General features: G+C 73.1%; 18 protein-coding genes, 2 tRNA genes, 1 pseudogene and 1 riboswitch. Of the genes and pseudogenes, 9 read left to right on the forward strand and 12 right to left on the reverse strand.

What is annotated here, in order from left to right; genetic code table 11:
• On the forward strand, window positions 1-587 hold a 587-nt coding region (gene dnaG, locus F2B26_RS09130; protein ID WP_499679445.1), incomplete at its 5' end, for a DNA primase.
• 1 nt (window position 588) lies between these two features.
• Here the strand turns inward: dnaG and F2B26_RS09135 are convergent.
• Complete coding sequence (locus F2B26_RS09135) at window positions 589-1632, reverse strand: zinc-binding dehydrogenase (protein ID WP_159808588.1); 1044 nt, start codon at window positions 1630-1632, stop codon at window positions 589-591.
• An 86-nt stretch (window positions 1633-1718) separates the two neighbouring features.
• Here F2B26_RS09135 and F2B26_RS09140 point away from each other — a divergent pair, with 86 nt between their 5' ends.
• Window positions 1719-2321, forward strand: coding sequence for a TetR/AcrR family transcriptional regulator (locus tag F2B26_RS09140; protein ID WP_159808590.1), 603 nt, complete (start codon window positions 1719-1721; stop codon window positions 2319-2321).
• Between the two features lie 10 nt (window positions 2322-2331).
• Entirely contained in the window at window positions 2332-3621 is a 1290-nt protein-coding gene (locus tag F2B26_RS09145) for an alpha/beta fold hydrolase (protein ID WP_328698666.1), read from the forward strand.
• A 46-nt stretch (window positions 3622-3667) separates the two neighbouring features.
• On the opposite strand, the gene F2B26_RS09150 is transcribed toward F2B26_RS09145, so the two are convergent.
• Window positions 3668-3838 (reverse strand): CsbD family protein, encoded by a 171-nt coding sequence (locus tag F2B26_RS09150; RefSeq protein ID WP_159808592.1) that lies wholly within the window; start codon window positions 3836-3838, stop codon window positions 3668-3670.
• 200 nt (window positions 3839-4038) lie between these two features.
• Between F2B26_RS09150 and F2B26_RS09155 the strand changes: the two genes are divergently transcribed.
• Window positions 4039-4111: transfer RNA gene (locus F2B26_RS09155), tRNA-Asn, on the forward strand.
• A gap of 84 nt (window positions 4112-4195) precedes the next feature.
• On the opposite strand, the gene F2B26_RS09160 is transcribed toward F2B26_RS09155, so the two are convergent.
• Window positions 4196-4708 carry a hypothetical protein gene (locus F2B26_RS09160; RefSeq protein WP_159808594.1) on the reverse strand — a complete coding sequence of 171 codons (513 nt, stop codon included), beginning with the start codon at window positions 4706-4708 and terminating at the stop codon, window positions 4196-4198.
• A gap of 58 nt (window positions 4709-4766) precedes the next feature.
• Here F2B26_RS09160 and F2B26_RS09165 point away from each other — a divergent pair.
• Window positions 4767-4840, forward strand: a tRNA-Ile gene (locus tag F2B26_RS09165).
• On the opposite strand, the gene F2B26_RS09170 is transcribed toward F2B26_RS09165, so the two are convergent.
• Both F2B26_RS09170 and F2B26_RS09175 read right to left on the reverse strand, forming a co-directional pair.
• The gene (locus tag F2B26_RS09170) at window positions 4822-5574 is read right to left on the reverse strand and encodes a response regulator transcription factor (protein WP_235929581.1); all 753 of its coding nucleotides are present in this window, start codon (window positions 5572-5574) and stop codon (window positions 4822-4824) included. The genes F2B26_RS09165 and F2B26_RS09170 overlap by 19 nt on opposite strands.
• Window positions 5571-6782 carry a sensor histidine kinase gene (locus F2B26_RS09175; protein ID WP_159808596.1) on the reverse strand — a complete coding sequence of 404 codons (1212 nt, stop codon included), beginning with the start codon at window positions 6780-6782 and terminating at the stop codon, window positions 5571-5573. Before F2B26_RS09175 ends, F2B26_RS09170 begins: the two co-directional genes overlap by 4 nt.
• A gap of 207 nt (window positions 6783-6989) precedes the next feature.
• On the opposite strand from F2B26_RS09175, the gene F2B26_RS09180 reads away from it, so the two are divergent.
• Both F2B26_RS09180 and F2B26_RS09185 read left to right on the forward strand, forming a co-directional pair.
• A complete protein-coding gene (locus F2B26_RS09180; protein ID WP_159808598.1) occupies window positions 6990-7550 on the forward strand; it encodes a M15 family metallopeptidase in 561 nt (186 codons plus the stop codon).
• Between the two features lie 215 nt (window positions 7551-7765).
• Window positions 7766-7840: riboswitch (cyclic di-GMP riboswitch) on the forward strand.
• Window positions 7841-7869: 29 nt separating this feature from the next.
• The gene (locus F2B26_RS09185; RefSeq protein ID WP_159808600.1) at window positions 7870-8079 is read left to right on the forward strand and encodes a BldC family transcriptional regulator; all 210 of its coding nucleotides are present in this window, start codon (window positions 7870-7872) and stop codon (window positions 8077-8079) included.
• 105 nt (window positions 8080-8184) lie between these two features.
• Here F2B26_RS09185 and F2B26_RS09190 read toward each other — a convergent pair whose 3' ends face one another.
• Genes F2B26_RS09190 through F2B26_RS09200 form a run of 3 tightly spaced genes read right to left on the reverse strand, consistent with a single transcriptional unit; the run spans window position 8185 to window position 11565 of the window.
• The gene (locus tag F2B26_RS09190) at window positions 8185-8721 is read right to left on the reverse strand and encodes a TetR/AcrR family transcriptional regulator (protein ID WP_159808602.1); all 537 of its coding nucleotides are present in this window, start codon (window positions 8719-8721) and stop codon (window positions 8185-8187) included.
• A 13-nt stretch (window positions 8722-8734) separates the two neighbouring features.
• On the reverse strand, window positions 8735-10789 hold the full coding sequence (locus F2B26_RS09195; protein WP_159808604.1) for a YhgE/Pip family protein: 2055 nt from the start codon (window positions 10787-10789) through the stop codon (window positions 8735-8737).
• A 26-nt stretch (window positions 10790-10815) separates the two neighbouring features.
• Window positions 10816-11565: an ATP-binding cassette domain-containing protein gene (locus tag F2B26_RS09200; protein ID WP_159808606.1), complete on the reverse strand. Its 750-nt coding sequence runs from the start codon at window positions 11563-11565 to the stop codon at window positions 10816-10818.
• A 75-nt stretch (window positions 11566-11640) separates the two neighbouring features.
• Here F2B26_RS09200 and def point away from each other — a divergent pair, with 75 nt between their 5' ends.
• Both def and F2B26_RS09210 read left to right on the forward strand, forming a co-directional pair.
• Window positions 11641-12129: a peptide deformylase gene (gene def / locus F2B26_RS09205; protein WP_159808608.1), complete on the forward strand. Its 489-nt coding sequence runs from the start codon at window positions 11641-11643 to the stop codon at window positions 12127-12129.
• 129 nt (window positions 12130-12258) lie between these two features.
• Entirely contained in the window at window positions 12259-12759 is a 501-nt protein-coding gene (locus F2B26_RS09210; RefSeq protein WP_159808610.1) for a DUF3145 domain-containing protein, read from the forward strand.
• 37 nt (window positions 12760-12796) lie between these two features.
• Here the strand turns inward: F2B26_RS09210 and F2B26_RS09215 are convergent, their stop codons facing one another.
• The 4 genes and pseudogenes from F2B26_RS09215 to F2B26_RS09230 form a co-directional block, all read right to left on the reverse strand.
• Window positions 12797-14044: a beta-ketoacyl-[acyl-carrier-protein] synthase family protein gene (locus F2B26_RS09215; protein WP_159808612.1), complete on the reverse strand. Its 1248-nt coding sequence runs from the start codon at window positions 14042-14044 to the stop codon at window positions 12797-12799.
• Window positions 14045-14127: 83 nt separating this feature from the next.
• On the reverse strand, window positions 14128-14376 hold the full coding sequence (locus tag F2B26_RS09220) for an acyl carrier protein (protein ID WP_159808614.1): 249 nt from the start codon (window positions 14374-14376) through the stop codon (window positions 14128-14130).
• A 67-nt stretch (window positions 14377-14443) separates the two neighbouring features.
• Window positions 14444-15451, reverse strand: a complete 1008-nt coding sequence (locus tag F2B26_RS09225) for a beta-ketoacyl-ACP synthase III (RefSeq protein WP_159808616.1) — start codon at window positions 15449-15451, stop codon at window positions 14444-14446.
• Window positions 15448-16097, reverse strand: a pseudogene (locus F2B26_RS09230) (ACP S-malonyltransferase); the annotation flags it as partial. The gene F2B26_RS09225 and the pseudogene F2B26_RS09230, both read right to left, overlap by 4 nt.

Genomic DNA, 16097 nt, shown 5'->3' on the forward strand with positions numbered 1-16097 from the left:
TCGACGGGTGGCTGGGGCTGGACGACCTGCGGGCCGTACGCGCCGCGGTCGGGGGCGCGGGCCGTCGCCGGGGTCACGAGCAGCCCGAGGAGGCACCTCGTGCCCCCTCGCGCCCGGACCGGCGCGACCCGGTGGCCTCCCTGGAGCGCACGGCCCTGGAGGCCGTGCTGCAACGGCCGGACCTCGTGCCCGAGCAGTTCGACGACCTGGCCTCGGACACGTTCGCGGCTCCCGCCCACCGGGCGGTGCACGAGGCGGTGCGTGCGGCCGGTGGGGTGGCGGCCGGGCGCGGCCTGCCGAACGCCGCCGTCTGGGTCGAGGCCGTCCTGGAGGAGGCCGCCGAACCGGTGCGCGCCCTGGTCACCGAGCTCGCGGTGGCACCGATGCCGGCCGACCGCGAGGAGGCGATGGCCGAGTACGTGCGCGGTGTGACGAACCGGCTGGTGGAGATCGGCTTCACCCGTCAGATCGCCGACCTGCGGGGACGCCTGCAACGTCTGGCGCCGACCGACCCGGACTACGGCGCGGTGTTCGCCGAGCTGGTGGCCGTCGAGGGCCGGCGCCGGACGTTGCGGGAGAGTGCCTGACCTACGGCTCGACGAGGATCCGGATCGGGTTGCCCTTCTTGCTCGCCAGGGCCTCGATCCCGTCGGTCACCCGCGACAGGGGGACGATCTGCGAGATCGACTCGGACAGGTCGAGGCGGCCGTAGCTGAGCATCTCGGCGAGGATGCCGATGTCGATGGACTGGTAGCCCAGGTGCCCGCGCAGCTGCTTGCGCTGGAGGTTGAACTGGAGGAACGGCCCGGCGTCGATGTCCTGGTCGGACAGCCCGACGCTGACCGCGCGGCCGTTGGTGTCGAGGTGGTCGATCGCCTGGCGCACGGTCTGCCGGATGCCGACCGCGTCGAACGCCACGTCGAGCATCCGACCGCCGGTGGCCTCGCGGATCTTGGCGCCGAGGTCCTTGTCGTCGGACCGGAAGGTGTAGTCCGCACCGAGCCGCTTCGCGCGCTCCAGTGCGACGTCGTTGATGTCCACGGCGATGATCGGCACGGCGCCGGCCGCCTTCGCGAGCTGGACGAGGTGGGTGCCGACACCGCCGACGCCCCAGACCCCGACCGCGTTGCCGACGTGCACCTGGGCGGTCCGCACGACCGCCGCGAAGGGGGTCGAGACCGCGTCGGCGAGCAGGGCGGCCTGGGCCATGTCGACGTTGTCGGGGATCCGGGTGAGACCGGCCGCCTGCGCGACGTGGTACTCGGCCCAGGCGCCGTCGTAGGCGAACGCCATGAGGTGCAGGTCGTAGCAGTCGGTGAAAGCGCCCCGGCGGCAGGCACGGCACTGGCCGCACGGACGTCCGGCGGACGGGATGACGCGGTCGCCCTCGGCCCAGCCGTGCACGCCCGGACCGACCTTGGCGATGACGCCCGAGGCCTCGTGCCCCTGGGTGACCACGTCGAGCGTCGTCGGGAAGTGCCCCTCGATGAGCGAGAGGTCGCTCTGGCAGATCCCGCAGAACGCCACCTTGATGAGCACCTGACCGGGGCCCGGTTCAGGGACCTTGATCTCCTCGAGAGTGATCGTCCGGGTGGCAGCGTGGAAACGCTCCGCCAGCATCGTCGCAGGCACGTCAACCTCCAGTCCGGCGCGCCCCGATGTGGAGCGCGCTCCGTTAGTGAGCATACCCGGACTAAGGTCCTGATCAGGAGGTGCTGATGAGCACGGATCGACGTGAGCAGGGCAAGGCGGTGCGGCGGGCGCGGATCGTCGCGGTCGCCACCGAGCTGTTCGCGGAGCGCGGCTACGACCACGTGACGACGCGGGAGGTCGCCAAGGCGGCTGAGGTCGGGATGGGCACCCTGTTCCGCCACGCCGGCTCCAAACCGGCCCTGCTCGTGCACGTGATGAACGAGCTGCTGGACGAGGGCGGGCGGCAGGCGACGGAGCTGGTCGCGTCCGGCGCCACGATGGGGCGTGCCGCAGGCGCGATGATCACGCCGCTGGTCACCGAGGGCGCCGGGCACCTGCAGAACCTTCGCGCCTACCAGCGGGAGACGCTGTTCGGCCCGCCGGACCTGCGGCTGCTCGCGGTCGAGCACCTCACCCTGCTCGAGGCCACCCTCGCCCAGCTGCTCGGCTCCTTCGTGCCGACCCGCCCCGACGTCGAGGCGGCCGAGCTGTCCCGCCTGGTGAGCGCGGTGGTGACGATGGAGCTCATCCGCGCCGGTGCCGGCCACGTGCCGGTCGAGGAGGTCGTGCCCAGGGTCGAGCGGTCGGTCGACCTGGTGCTCACCGGGCTCGTCGAACGTCGGTCGTAACCTGCTGCCCGTGACCTCTGCCGCGCCGATGACCGGTTTCCTCGTCCACGACCACCGGCTGCAGGTGCCGGTCGACTGGGCCGACCCGCAGCGGTTCGGCACCCTCGACCTGTTCGCCCGCGAGATCGTGGACCCCGCCCGCGCCGGGGAGGACCTGCCCCTGCTGCTGTTCCTGCAGGGCGGGCCCGGGGGCGCGGGGCCGCGGCCGATGCCGGGTGGTGGCTGGTGGTCCACGGCGTTGCGCACCCACCGGGTGGTGCTGCTCGACCAGCGCGGCACCGGGCGCTCGTCCCGGGTCGACGGCCGCGTGCTCGCCACGTACGGCGATGCGCAGACGGCGGCCGACCGCCTCGCCTGCTACCGCGCTGACGCGATCGTGCAGGACGCCGAGCACCTGCGGCGCACCGTCTACGGCGGTCGGCGCTGGACCACCCTCGGCCAGTCCTACGGCGGATTCCTCACGATGGCCTACCTGTCGCGCCACCCCGAGGCGCTCACGGCCTGTCTCGTGACCGGCGGCCTGCCGGGTCTGACCGCGACCGCGGAGGACGTCTACGCCCGGACCTTCGAACGGCAGGCGGCCCGCAACCGCGAGCTCGCGCGCCGGTTCCCGCAGGACGTGGAAACCCTCGGGGCGTTGGCCGACCAGGTCGACCGGGTCACGCTGCCGGACGGCACCGGTCTGAGCGTCGAGCGGCTCCAGCTGCTCGGCATGCCGCTCGGCATGGGGGACGGGCTGGACCGTCTGCACTGGGCGCTCGACACGGCCCTCGACGACGACGGGACCCCGAGCGCCGCCTTCGCCGCCCACCTCGCCCACGAGACGGCGTTCGACGCGAACCCGCTGTACGCCGTGCTCCAGGAGGTCATCTACCACCAGGGTGCCCGCGCCGGGGGCTGGGCCGCCCAGGCCGAGCGGGACCGTCACCCCGAGCTCGACGTGGCGGCGCGTCCGCTGCAGCTCACCGGTGAGGCGTTCTTCCCGTGGGTGTACGAGCAGGTCCCGGCGTTGCGCCCGTTCCGGGACGTGGCCCACGAGCTCGCGGCCCGCACGTGGTGGCCCGACCTGTACGACCTGGACCGGCTCGCCGCCAACGAGGTCCCGGTCGCGGCGGTCCAGTACTACGACGACCCGTACGTCGACCTCGACCTCGCACTCGGGACGGCCGCGGCGGTGGGGAACACCCAGGTGTGGGTGACCAACGAGTACCTGCACGACGGGCTGCGCGCCCACGGCGACGTCATCCTGCCCCGGCTCATGGACCTGGCCGCGGGCCGCTGGGCCGTCACGGGCCGCTGACCGGTCCGGACCGGCCGCGGGCTGCGGTCGGACCGGACCAGGTCGATCAGCTCAGGGCGTCCTTGACGTCGTCGCCGGCCTGCTTGAGGTTGGCCTTCGCCTGCTCGGCCTTGCCCTCGGCCTCCAGACGTTCGTCGTCCGTGAGCTTGCCCCAGCCCTCCTTCGCCTTGCCTGCTGCCTCGTCGGCGGCGTGCTTGACCTTGTCGTCCAGACCCATGGCGTTCGACCTCTCGTCGTCGTGTACAGGACCCGGCGACGGTAGGCGCCGTGCGAGCCGCCCGCATCTGGGGGCGTGCGGTGACGGCCGCGGCCGGGGTGGCATCGGGGCCCCGCGGGCAGGTCGCGCGGGGTGTGCGGACCCACCCCGGCGGGCGTGCGGACCCACTCCCGCGGGGCTGCTAGAGTTGGCGACCGCGATCCCCCATAGCTCAATTGGCAGAGCATTCGACTGTTAATCGAAGGGTTTCTGGTTCGAGTCCAGATGGGGGAGCGGTCGGGGCCCTGGTCGACGAGAGTCGATCGGGGCCCTTCTCATGTCCGCTCGGACCGGCCCAGGCGTGCGGACGCGAGGGTCTCAGCCCGGCAGCCCTGCGGCCTCGCGGACCCGCGCCTCGGCCTCGTCGAGCGCCGCGGCGACCCGGGGGTCCGCCAGGTCGACCCGCCCGTCGCCGATGACCTGGGTGAAGAGCGTGCCGTCCTCGTCCCGGCGCAGCGCCACCTGGGCCGTGCGCGCACCCGGCAGCTCCACCTCGGTCGTGTGCACGACGGAGGACTGCACCCGCTCGCGGAACGTCGCGGCGAACGGGCGGCTGCTGGCGGCGTCGACGAGCGGCAGCGTGAGCCGCGCCGAGCTGACGAGCCTGATCTCGAGGCCGCCGGTCTCCGCGTCGAGCCTGCCGTGGTCCACCTGTGCCCACGGCCAGCGCCGCACGGCGTCGTCGGACAGCACGTAGAGCGCACGACGGGTGGCGGCGACCCAGCGCTCGTCGCTCAGCCGGGTCGCGGCCAGGACGGCGCGCCGGTCGGCCGCGTCCAACCGGGCGCGCTGGTCGTCGGGCAGGCGGGGGGAACGGTGCAGGAGGGCCACGTCCTCACGGTACCCACGCCCGGCGCGGGTTCGGTGCGCCGCTAGGCTCAGGGCCCGCGGGCCAGTAGCTCAGCCGGTCAGAGCAGCGGACTCATAATCCGTCGGTCGTGGGTTCAAGCCCCACCTGGCCCACCCTGCCCGACGCCCCCTGGCGTCCGCGTGGTGCCGGGCACCACCAGCCCGCTCTCGTACGCGATGACGACGAGCTGGCTGCGCCCGGTGCAGCCGAGCTTGGTGAGCAGCTCGTGGACGTAGGCCTTCACGGTGGTCTGGGTGATCCCGAGCTCGGCCGCGACCTCGAGGTTCGACCCGCCGCGCGCCACCGCGAGCAGCACCTCGCGCTCACGCGGTGTGAGCCGGGCCAACCCGTCGTGGCTGGGCCCACCCGGACCACCCCCGGGCTGGTCGGCGCCCCAGGCACGCCACTGGTCGAGCACCATCGCGGTGACGGCGGGGTCGATGAGGCTGCCACCGGCGTGCACCCGGTGCACCGCGGCGATGAGGGTGGCCGGGTCGGTGTCCTTGAGCAGGAAGGCGTCCGCCCCGGCGCGCAGCGCCTGCGTCACGTACTCCTCGTCGTCGAACGTGGTGAGGACGACGACGCGCACCGCCTCCAGCGACGGGTTGGCACGGATCCGCCGGGTGGCCTCGATGCCGTCGACGCCGGGCATCCGGATGTCGAGCAGCACCACGTCGGTGCTCGTCGTGCGCACCAGGTCGAGCGCCTGCTGCCCGTCGGCGGCCTCGCCGACCGTGATGATGTCCGGCTCGTTGTCGAGGATCATCGTCAGCCCGAGCCGGATCATGGGTTGGTCGTCGGCGATCACCACCCGGACCGGCGGGACGTCGGTGGGTTCGGTCGTCACAGCGGCACCTCCAGCCGGACCAGCCAGTGCCCCTCGTCGGTGGGCCCGGCGCTCAGGTGACCTCCGCAGGCGGCTGCACGCTCACGCATGTGCACGATGCCGTGCCCGCCCCCGGGAGTGGTCGGTGTCTCGCGGGGCGGGCCCGGGTCGCTCACCTCGAGCGTGAGGGCCCGGTCCGAGCAGACCAGTCGCACCTCGGCCTGCCCCGCCTGGGAGTGGATGAGGACGTTGGTGAGGGACTCCTGGGCCACCCGCACGACGGCCAGCCCCACCTGGGCCGGTGCGGCCGGCAGCGGCGCGGGCAGGTCGGCCTCGATCTCGAGCCCGGCGCCCCGGACGCGGTCGATCGTCGTTGCCAGCTCGTCCAGACCGGGCAGCGGTTCGAGCGGGACCAGGTCGTGGGGGGCCGGCCCCGACCCCTCCTGGGCGCGCAGCACGCGCACCACGGCGCGCATCGAGGCCAGTGCCTCGCGGCCGGCGGGCGCGATCCACTCGACCGCCTCGCGGTAGGCCTCCGGGTGACGTGGGCCGACCCGCTCCGCCGCCTGCGCGCGCACGACGATGGCGCTCACGTGGTGGGCCAGCACGTCGTGCAGCTCGCGGGCGATCCGGGTGCGTTCCACCTGGACGGCCTCGCGGGCCCGCAGCTCCTGCATCGCGCGCAGCTCGGCGTTGCGCTGCGTGAGCGCGCGTGCGCTCTCGTCGAGGCGGTGGAAGGCGGCCCCGAGCGCGGGCGAACCCGCCGCGAGCAGCACGAGGAGCACGGCGTGGGACAGGTCCGGCATCCCGCCGACCCCGCCGGCGAAGGCCGTGAGGCGGTCGATCCCCAGGTCGAGCACCAGGGTGGCCGCCACCGTCACCCCGGCCGCGAGCAGCGGGCTGAGCGCGCCCGCGTGGGTCACGGTGAACGCGGCCACGAAGAGGGGCAGCGCGTGCAGGTCGGTCCACAGACCTGAGCGGTCGACGATGAACGAGTACCCCACCGGATAGATGCCCATCGTGAGCCAGAAGCCCAGGCGTGGCGCGGAACGGCGCAGCGCGAGTGCGAGCGCCAGCCAGCAGCCGGCCCACCGGTAGGCGTCGATCCACAACGGACGCCAGTGCGTGAGGTCGGCCGTGAGCCGCATCCCGACGAACCAGAGGAGCAGGACCGCTGCGGCGACGGCGAGGTCCTGCCCGGCGGCGCGCCGTGCGGTCGGGGAGGACATCTCGTCAGGGTAGGGCGCCGGACGTCACGGGCCGACCGTCCGTGGGCCGAGGACCTCGGTGCTCGACCCCACCTTGCGATGGGTGTGGGCGCCGGACCCTCCGGCCCGGGCCGCAGGCTGCCCCGACCGTTCGGTCGCTGCGACCGGCCCGATGGTCAGGTCATGGGTCGACGCGCGCCGCGGAACCCGGGCGGCACCGTGACACGCATGTCGAACCAGCACAGGCGCGCACGGCGCGCACGCCCCCGCCGAGCCGGGCTGCCGCGTCCCCTGCTCGCCGCGCTCCCGGTCGTGGCGCTCGCAGGTCTCCTGCTCCTCGTCGACCGGACGGGGGAGCGTGCGCCGTCAGGCGGGGGTGCGGTGGCTGCCGGTGTGACGCCGGCACCCGTGGCGACGGCGTTGGACGCCGAGCTCGCCAGCCGGTTCGCCGCGGCCCAGCAGGCGGCGGCTGCGGACGGCGTCGAGCTCGCGATCACCTCCGGCTGGCGGTCGGCGAGCGAGCAGCAGCGTCTGGTGGACGAGGCGCTCGCGCGGTACGGCGACCCCGCCGAGGCGCACCGGTGGGTGCTCCCGCCGGGCACGTCGGCCCACGTCCAGGGACTGGCGATCGACGTCGGCGGCACGGCGGGCGCCTACTGGCTGACCGAGCACGGGGAGGCGTTCGGCCTCTGCCGGCGCTACCAGAACGAGGTCTGGCACTTCGAGAAGCTGCCCGACGGCGCCGCAGGTTGCCCGCCGCTGGAGCCCGACTCGTCGGGGGGCTGGTGAGCGCGGTCGGCGGTCGCTCGTGCGAGCCGCTGTGCGATGTCCGTTCCGTGTCGATCTGCTCCGTTTGGGGGACTCCTGGCAGGGGTACCTTTCGGTCCACATGGGCACTGACCAGCACTCTTGGGTGCAAGCACCCAAATCGCCGCGTTTCACCCGATGCCGGGGGAGGTATGAGGCTTGCGGGCATGGGCATGAATCGGGCATAGTTCCCCCGTCAGCGACAAGGGCAAACCCACTGCAAGGTGGGGACGCAAAGTTCCGGGACCCTCGCGGTCGGCCGAGCTACCGAACGACTGGAGCACGTGAGATGCGCACTTCCATGACCGAGTCCCCCCTCTCGCAGGGCAACCTCCTCACGCCTGGCGAGGTCGCTGTGCTGTTCCGGGTGGACCCGAAGACCGTCACCCGCTGGGCCCAGGCCGGCAAGCTCTCGGCCGTGCGGACCCTGGGTGGCCACCGTCGCTTCCACGAGGACGAGGTCCGTCAGCTCCTCACCGGCGTCCCGACGCAGCGTCCCGACCTCGGCTGAGGTCCTGGCCACGGCGCGTCACCTCGCCCGACGTCACGAAGCCCGGAGCGGTCCATCCGCTCCGGGCTTCGTCGTACCTGCTGACCGTGGTCCGCGCAGTGCCCTCTAGACGAGCGTCTGCAGGATCGCGGCGCGCACCTGCTCGATCGAGCGCTCCGGTTCGAACACCAGCCAGACGAGCCCGGTGACGAGCGTCGCACCGAAGATCGCCGAGGCCGTGAGCACGGCGTCACGTTCGGGCCATGCCTCGGCCACGACCTGCGCGATCGACTCGATCACCTGCTCGCGGACCTGGCGGATGGAGTCCTGCCAGTCGCGGCCGGTGCGGAACATCTCGGCCACCGCGAACTTGGCGAAGTCCGGGTTCTCGCGGATCCGTTCGAGCAGCTCGCCGACGAGCGCCTCCACGGCCGGGCGTCCGGAGAGCCCGGCCGTGGCCTCGCGCAGGTCCTCGTTGAGGCGCAGCACACCTTCTGCGAGGATCGCCTCGAACAGCGCCGACTTCGACCCGAAGTTGTAGAACACGCTGCCCTTGGCCACCCGTGCCTTGCTGGCGATGTCGTCGACCGAGGTCGCCGACACCCCCTGGTCGGCCGCGAGAGCGAGTGCCGCTGTGAGGATCTGATCGCGAGTTGCGCCCATGGTGCACTCGATCCTAGAGGGACAGGGCCGGGTGCAGGCGGGCCATCGTCCAGGTCCGCAGCTGTCCGGTGCGCCACACCGTCACCGCGAGCGAGGCGATGAGCACCCCGACCAGCACGAGGACGGACTGCCAGAGCGCGGCTGCCCCGAGGTCGCCGGTGATGGTGTGCCGCAGACCGGTGACGGCGTAGCTCATCGGCAGCAGCGGGTGGATCGCCCGGAAGAACAGCGGCGTGGTCTCCACGGGGTAGGTGCCGCCCGACGAGGCGAGCTGCAGCATGAGCACCGCGAGGATCGCGACCTTGCCCGCCGCGCCGCCGAGCAGCGCCAGCAGCATCTGCTGCAGGGCGATGAAGGTGGCTGCCACGAGCAGGGTGAGCGCCACGGTGCCCCAGGCCGAGGCCATCGTCAGGCCGAGCCCCACGTGGATGACGGTGAGCATCACGGCCACCTGCAGCACACCGATCGCCGCGGCCGGCAGGTAGCCGGCGAGGGCGACCCGCAGGTTGCTCGCCGGGCCGGCGAGCGCGCGGGTGGGCACCGGCCGCAGCAGCAGCCAGGTGATGAGCGAGCCGACGAAGAGCGCGAGCGACAGGAAGAACGGTGCGAAACCCTCGCCGAAGCCCTGTGCTGCCGTCATGTGCTCGTTGGACAGGACCACCGGGTCGGAGATGGTGGCCGCGCGCTGGGTGCGGACGGTCGAGCTGTCGTCGGGGATCGCCGTCGTGCCGGCCGCGAGCGAGGTGCCGAGGGTCTGGGCACCGCCGGTCACCTTGTCGGTGCCGTCGGCGACCTGGGCGGCCCCGCTGGACAGGGTCTGCACCCCGGTGGACAGGTCGGACGCCCCTGCGGACAGGGTGGCCGTGCCAGCGGCCAGCTGGGAGGCGCCGGTCGCCACCTTGGAGGTGCCGGACGTGAGCGAGGTCGCCCCGGCGGCGAGGTCGGCGGACTTGGCGGACAGCGTGCCGAGCCCGGTCGACAGTGCGCCGGCTCCAGCGGCGAGCTGGGAGGCACCGGTGTCGAGCGTCGACAGACCGGACAGCATCGCGGTGGTCTTCTCGGTGGTCGGCAGCTTCGACATGTTCGCCATCAGCGTCGTGAGCTGTGCGGTGGCGTCTGAGTCGCCTGCGGCAGCACGGGTCTGCAGGTAGCCGACGAGGCCGGGCAGGCCCGAGGCGAAGGTGTTGAGGCTCCCGGCGAGCGCGGTGACCGAGGTGTTGGTCTGGTGGACGCCGGCGGCGACCTCGGCGGTCTTGGAGGCCAGGGTGGCAGCCGAGTCGGCGGCGTCGTGCGCCCCACCGGCGAGCTGGCCGGCCCCGGTGGCCAGGGTCGCCGCGCCCGAGTCGAGCGTCGTCGCACCGCTGGCCAGGGTGCTCGCGCCCTTGGCGAGGGAGGCGGCGCCGCTGGCCAGGCTGGTGGCCCCGGTGGCAGCGGTGCTCGCACCGTCGGCGACCTGGTGGGCGCCGCTGGCGAGCTGGCCGGATGCCGTGGCCAGGGTGATCGCACCATCGCTGGCCTGGGCGAAGCCGTCACGCGCCGAACCGAGGCCGACCAGCACCTGGTCCACCTGCTGCTGGCCGATCGACTCGGCGACGGCGTCCCGCACCTGGGTCATCGCGCTCTTGCCGAGCGTGCTCGCCAGGAAGGAGTTCGCGTCGTTGTAGGTGACGTTGATGCGGGCCGAGGTCGGGTCGTCCCCGCCGGCCGAGACGACGTCGGAGGAGAACGAGGCGGGGATGGTGACGGCGAAGTAGTAGTCGCCCGCCTTCACCCCGGCCTCCGCCGTCGCCGGGTCGACCTGCACCCACTTGAGGTCGCCGGACTGGAGGAGCTTCTCGGTGACGTCGTCGCCGGCGTGCACCGTGACCCCGTCACGCGTGGCGCTCACGTCGGAGTTGACGAGGGCGACGGGCAGACGGTCGAGGCGTCCGGTCGGGTCCCAGAAGGCCCACAGGTAGAGCGCCCCGTAGAGCAGGGGGATGAGGATGAGGGCCGCGATCGCGGCCTTCGGCAGCAGTCCGCGGCGGAAGCGACGCAGCTCGGTGCCGGTCGAGGTCAGGGAGAGCACGGGGGAGTCCTTGATGGTCGAGAGGGTCAGGCGGGGATGGCGTGGGGGCCGGAGGCGAGGGAGATCTGCGCGGGGGGCGTCTGCCAGCTCATCCGGGCGACCTCGTCGAGCGAGGCGACGGCGGCCACGACGGTGGTCCCGGTGGCGGCGATCCGCTCGAGGCTGGACCACAGGGTCTGGCGGCGCTGGTCGTCGTGCACCTGGTCGATGTCGTCGACGACGAGCAGCTCGGGCCGGCCGGAGTAGGCCAGTGCGATCCGCAGCAGCATCGCGTCGACCTCATCGAGGTCCCAGATCACGGTGCTCGCACGCGGGTGCGGGCGGGGCCCGAACACCGGGGCCACCATCGCGTCGACGACCTGCTGGTCGGCCTTGGGCACCCGGCGGTACCACGGCTGCATCCAGCTGAGCCGCTCACGGACGGCGTCGGCGACGGTGACCGAGTCGTCGAGCTGGTCGATCCCGCTGAAGCCGGCGATCGCGCTGCGGCGCTGCACCTGGCGGCTGCGGTCCGGCAGGCGCTCGCCGAGCACCGTGAGCCGGGACGAGGCGTCGGGGCGCATCCGCCCGGCGAGGGTGAGCAGCAGGCTGCTGCGGCCGCCGCCCTGGGGCGCCTGCAGCACGGTGAGCGTGCCGGGCTCGATGGTGAGGTCGATCGGTCCGTAGACGACGCCGCGGCGGGTGTGCAGCGCGAGGTTCTGGGCGCGGACGGCGGTACGGGTGGTCCTCGGTGCGACGGTCTCGGCGCCGCCACGAGAGACGTGGGATGAAGTCATCAACACTCCTAGGCTGACTGGTCAGTACAAAGCATAGCGCGGTCAGCAGAGTGCTCTTCGTGGGAGGATCGACCCATGGCCATGCGAGACATCCGGATCGTCCCCGACCCCGTGCTGCGCACGCCGTGCGAGCCGATCACCTCGATCGACGATCGGGTGCGTGGGCTGGTCACCGACCTGCTCGAGACCGTCGACCACGAAGGGCGTGCGGGCCTGTCGGCGAACCAGATCGGCGTCGGCCTGCGCGCGTTCTCGTGGAACATCGACGACGAGATCGGCTACGTGCTCAACCCCGTGCTCGTCGAGACCTCGGCGGACGAGTACCAGGACGGTGACGAGGGCTGCCTGTCGGTCCCCGGGCTGTGGTACCCGACGCACCGGGCCTGGTACGCCCGCGTCGTCGGCACCGACCTGGACGGCAACGAGGTCGTCGTGCAGGGCACCGAGCTCATGGCCCGCTGCCTGCAGCACGAGATGGACCACCTCGACGGTCTGCTCTACCTGGACCGGCTCGAGCGCTCGGTCCGCAAGAAGGCGATGAAGGCGATTCGCGAGCAGCTCTAGCGTGGCGGTTGTCACATGCGGTGCCAGTCAGGCATCCTGGACCCGTTGCACCGCGTAGCCCGAGAGGGTTCCACCTGGGCACATGAGGACGCTGGGGAAGGCGACCCTCGAGCCGTTCAGGAGGACGACATGGCCGCTGCCATGACCCGCGGTGTTCTTTTCGTGCACTCAGCACCTCGTGCGCTGTGCCCTCACGTCGAGTGGGCGGCAGGCAACGTGCTGGGTACTCGGGTGTCCCTCGACTGGACCGAGCAGCCGGCGAGCCCCGGCATGTTCCGCGCCGAGCACTCCTGGCTGGCCGAGCCGGGCACCGGCGCGCGGCTCGCCTCGGCGCTGCGCGGCTGGGCGCACCTGCGCTACGAGGTGACCGAGGAGACCAGCGTCGGTGTCGACGGCGGGCGGTGGAGCCACACGCCCGAGCTCGGCATCTTCCACGCCGCGATCGACGTGCACGGCAACGTCGTCGTGCCCGAGAACCGGGTGCGCGCGGCGCTCGAGGGCGCGCGCGACCTCGATGGGCTGCGCGCCGCGCTCGACCTGGCCCTCGGCCAGGCGTGGGACGACGAGCTGGAGCCCTTCCGGTACGCCGGCGCCGGTGCGCCGGTGCGCTGGCTGCACCAGGTCGGCTGAGCGGGCGCAGCGGCCGTGAGCCGCCGCGCCCGGGCGGTCAGACCGAGGAGGTCACCAGCAGCGCGACGTTGTGCCCGCCGAAGCCGAAGGAGTTGTTGATCGCGGCCACCTGACCGGTGGGCAGCGCACGCGGGGTGTCCCGGACCAGGTCGAGCACCAGCTCGGGGTCGGGCTGGGCCACGTTGATCGTCGGCGGTGCGAGCCGGTCGTGCAGGGCGAGGATCGTGAAGATCGTCTCGAGCGCGCCGGCGCCGCCCAGCAGGTGACCGGTCATCGACTTGGTCGCCGACAGCGCGACGTGGTCGGCCTCGTCCCCGAGCACACCGCGGACCGAGCGGGCCTCGATGAGGTCACCGACGACGGTCGAGGTGGCGTGGGCGTTCACGTGGACCACGTCGGCGGCTGCGACACCGGACTCCTCCAGTGCGGCGCGCATGGCCCGGATCTGGCCCTCGCCCGAGGGCTCCGGCGACGTGATGTGGTAGCCGTCGGAGGACAGGCCGACGCCGGCGATCGTGGCGTAGACCCGGGCACCGCGAGCCTGGGCGTGCGCGGCGCTCTCCAGCACGACCACGCCGGCGCCCTCACCGATGACGAAGCCGTCGCGGTCCACGTCGTAGGGACGGGACGCGCCGGTCGGGTCGTCGTTGCGCAGCGACAGCGTGCGGGAGGCGGCGAACGCGGCGATCGGCATCGGGTGGATCGTCGCCTCGGTGCCGCCGGCGACCACGACGTCGGCCCGGCCGGTGCGGATCATCTCCACGGCGTACCCGATGGCCTCGGCGCCCGAGGCGCAGGCCGACACCAGCGCGTGCGCCCCTGCCTTGGCGCCCAGCTCGAGGGACACGAACGCGGCGGCGGAGTTCGGCATGAGCATGGGCACCGTCATCGGCAGCATCCGCCGGGCGCCCTTCTCCTTGAGGGTGTCCCAGCCGTCGAGCGTGGTCCAGATGCCGCCGATGCCCGAGGACACCACGGCGCCGAGCCGCTCGGGCTCGACCTGCGGTGCCCCGGCGTCGGCCCAGGCCTGCCGGGTCGCGATGAGGGCGTACTGCGCCGAGGGGTCCATGCGCTTGAGCTCGGGGCGCGACAGCGCCTCCTCGGGCGAGACCTTGATGGTCGCCGCGAAGCTGACCGGCAGCCCGTAACGCTCCACCCAGTCGTTGTCGAACGTGCGCGCACCCGACTCGCCGGCCAGGGCCGCCGCCCAGGTGCTGGGGACGTCCCCACCGAGCGGGGTGGTGGCACCGAGTCCGGTGACGACGACATCGGGTCCGTGGGTCATCGTGACTTCCTTCGCAGCGGGGGGACGACGGGGGAGTGCGGCGGGGGCCGACCGGACGTGCCGGTCGGCCCCCGCCGTCGTGCTCAGGCCTGGGCGCCCGCGATGAAGCTCACCGCGTCGGCGACCGTCACGAGGTTCTTGACCTCGGAGTCGGGGATCGTCACGCCGAACTTCTCCTCGGCGAGGGTGACGATGGTCATCATCGCGAGCGAGTCGATGTCCAGGTCGTCGGTGAAGGACTTCTCGGGCAGGACGGAGTCGGCGGGCAGGCCGGTCTCCTCGTTGACGATCTCGGCCAGGCCGGCCAGGATCTCCTGCTCGCTGTGAGCCATCGTGTCTCCTTGGGTGTGTGGGGTGCCGGTAGGTCGGCGGGGTCGAGCAACGCTACCGCCGTGCCCGTCAGGGCAGGACGATGACCTGAGCCGCGTAGACGAGGCCGGCGCCGAAGCCGATCTGCAGCGCGAGGTCACCGGAGTGCACCAGTCCCTCGCGGTACAGCCGTTCGGTCGCCAGCGGGATCGAGGCGGACGAGGTGTTGCCGGTGTCGGCGATGTCGCGGGCGACCGCGACCGACTCCGGCAGGCCCAGCTGCTTGATCATCTGGTCGATGATCCGCTGGTTGGCCTGGTGCGGGATGAAGGCGTCGATCTGGTCGGCCCGCACCCCGGCGGCGTCCAGCGCCTGCTGGGCGACCGGGGCCATCTGCCAGACGGCCCACTTGAACACGCTGGGGCCCTCCTGGCGCAGGGTCGGCCAGCCGAGCGACGGGTCCTCGCGCAGCTCGAGCCAGGAGTGCGTCTGGCGGATGTCGTGGGCCCGGGAACCGTCCGAGCCCCAGACCGTCGGGCCGATCCCCGGGGTGTCCGAGGGGCCGATGACGACCGCGCCGGCGCCGTCGCCCAGCAGGAACGAGATCGAGCGGTCGGTCGGGTCGATGATGTCCGACATCTTCTCGGCGCCGATCACCAGGACGTGGCGCGCGCTGCCGGCCCGCACGAGGGCGTCGGCCTGGCCGATCGCGTAGCAGTAGCCGGCGCACGCCGCCGAGATGTCCCAGGCGGCGGCCGGGGTGGCACCGATGCGGTCGGCGAGCACGACGGCGGCCGACGGCGTCTGGTTGAAGTACGTGACGGTCGAGAACACGACGGCGTCCAGGTCGGCCCCGGTGAGGCCGGCGTTCTCCAGCGCCGACCGGGCGGCGGTCTCGGCCAGGTCGAGCACACCGGTGCCCTCGGCGGCCCGGCGGCGGGTGACGATGCCGGTGCGCTGACGGATCCACTCGTCCGAGGAGTCGATGGGGCCGGCGATGTCGTCGTTGGTGACGGTGAGCTCGCCACGGGCCGCGCCCAGGCCGAGGATGCGGGTGAACGCCGGGCCGGATGCCTGGGTCAGCGTGGTGCGGGTCACGAAGCGGTCTCCTGTCCGAGGGACGGGCCGGCGTGCCGCCGGACCAGGTCACGTGCCGCGTCGAGGTCGGCCGGTGACTTCAGTGCGACGGTCTCGACGCCAGGCAGCGTACGTCGGGCGAGGCCGGTGAGGACGCCGCCGGGTGCCAGCTCGAGCAGCCCGGTGACGCCGAGGTCGGCCATCGCGGCCGCGCACAGGTCCCAGCGGACCGGACGGGCGACCTGGGCCACGAGGCGGGCCAGACCGTCCGGGCCGTCGGCCACGGCGGCGCCGTCGGCGTTCGCGAGCAGGGTGAGGGTCGGCGTGGCAGGCGTCACCGAGGCCGCGGCCTCGGCCAGCTCGGCGACTGCGGGGGCCATCACCTGGGTGTGGAACGCGCCTGCCACCTGCAGCGGGATCACGCGGGCCCGGTGCGGCGGCTCGGCGGCCAGCTGTGCCAGTGCCTCGAGCGCCCCGGCCGCGACCACCTGGCCGCCGCCGTTCACGTTCGCCGGCACCAGGTCGAGCCGCTCCAGCGTGCCGAGCACCTCGTCGGGGTCGCCCCCGAGCACCGCGCTCATCCCGGTCGGCTCGGACGCCGCGGCGGCGCGCGCCATCGCGGCCCCGCGCACACCGACCAGGCGCAGCGCATCGGCCTCGGTGAGCA

Source organism: Cellulomonas citrea, assembly GCF_009829685.1.
Taxonomy (GTDB): domain Bacteria; phylum Actinomycetota; class Actinomycetes; order Actinomycetales; family Cellulomonadaceae; genus Cellulomonas; species Cellulomonas citrea.

Coding starts and splice junctions, on each gene's coding strand:
- F2B26_RS09210 (WP_159808610.1), top strand. CDS start 12,259: ATGGCCGCTGCCATGACCCGCGGTGTTCTTTTCGTGCACTCAGCACCT.
- F2B26_RS09140 (WP_159808590.1), top strand. CDS start 1,719: ATGAGCACGGATCGACGTGAGCAGGGCAAGGCGGTGCGGCGGGCGCGG.
- F2B26_RS09150 (WP_159808592.1), bottom strand. CDS start 3,838: ATGGGTCTGGACGACAAGGTCAAGCACGCCGCCGACGAGGCAGCAGGC.
- F2B26_RS09175 (WP_159808596.1), bottom strand. CDS start 6,782: ATGTCCTCCCCGACCGCACGGCGCGCCGCCGGGCAGGACCTCGCCGTC.
- F2B26_RS09200 (WP_159808606.1), bottom strand. CDS start 11,565: ATGACTTCATCCCACGTCTCTCGTGGCGGCGCCGAGACCGTCGCACCG.
- def (WP_159808608.1), top strand. CDS start 11,641: ATGGCCATGCGAGACATCCGGATCGTCCCCGACCCCGTGCTGCGCACG.
- F2B26_RS09180 (WP_159808598.1), top strand. CDS start 6,990: ATGTCGAACCAGCACAGGCGCGCACGGCGCGCACGCCCCCGCCGAGCC.
- F2B26_RS09190 (WP_159808602.1), bottom strand. CDS start 8,721: ATGGGCGCAACTCGCGATCAGATCCTCACAGCGGCACTCGCTCTCGCG.
- F2B26_RS09220 (WP_159808614.1), bottom strand. CDS start 14,376: ATGGCTCACAGCGAGCAGGAGATCCTGGCCGGCCTGGCCGAGATCGTC.
- F2B26_RS09185 (WP_159808600.1), top strand. CDS start 7,870: ATGACCGAGTCCCCCCTCTCGCAGGGCAACCTCCTCACGCCTGGCGAG.
- F2B26_RS09215 (WP_159808612.1), bottom strand. CDS start 14,044: ATGACCCACGGACCCGATGTCGTCGTCACCGGACTCGGTGCCACCACC.